This window comes from Ureibacillus aquaedulcis (assembly GCF_030418165.1).
Classification (GTDB): domain Bacteria; phylum Bacillota; class Bacilli; order Bacillales_A; family Planococcaceae; genus Ureibacillus; species Ureibacillus aquaedulcis.
Map to the genome: position 1 here is coordinate 1 of NZ_JAUHTQ010000053.1, position 203 is coordinate 203.

General features: G+C 33.5%; 1 pseudogene. It reads left to right on the forward strand.

The window, feature by feature from the left end:
- Nucleotides 1-24: 24 nt before the first annotated feature.
- A pseudogene (locus QYB95_RS19240) lies at nt 25-203 on the forward strand (transposase); the annotation flags it as partial.

Consider the following 203-nt stretch of genomic DNA (forward strand, 5'->3'; position numbering starts at 1 on the left):
AATCATAAGGCAATCCTTAAATAGGTGAAACAGTATGAATACAATGGTGTGGATGCATTTATAAAGCGATATACAAATTACACACAACAGTTTAAACTAGACGTACTAAATTATATGATTGAACACGGTACGTCCTTTGTTGAAACTGCTACTATGTTTAATATAGCGGCTCCCTCCACAATTCTTGTTTGGAAAAAGCAATT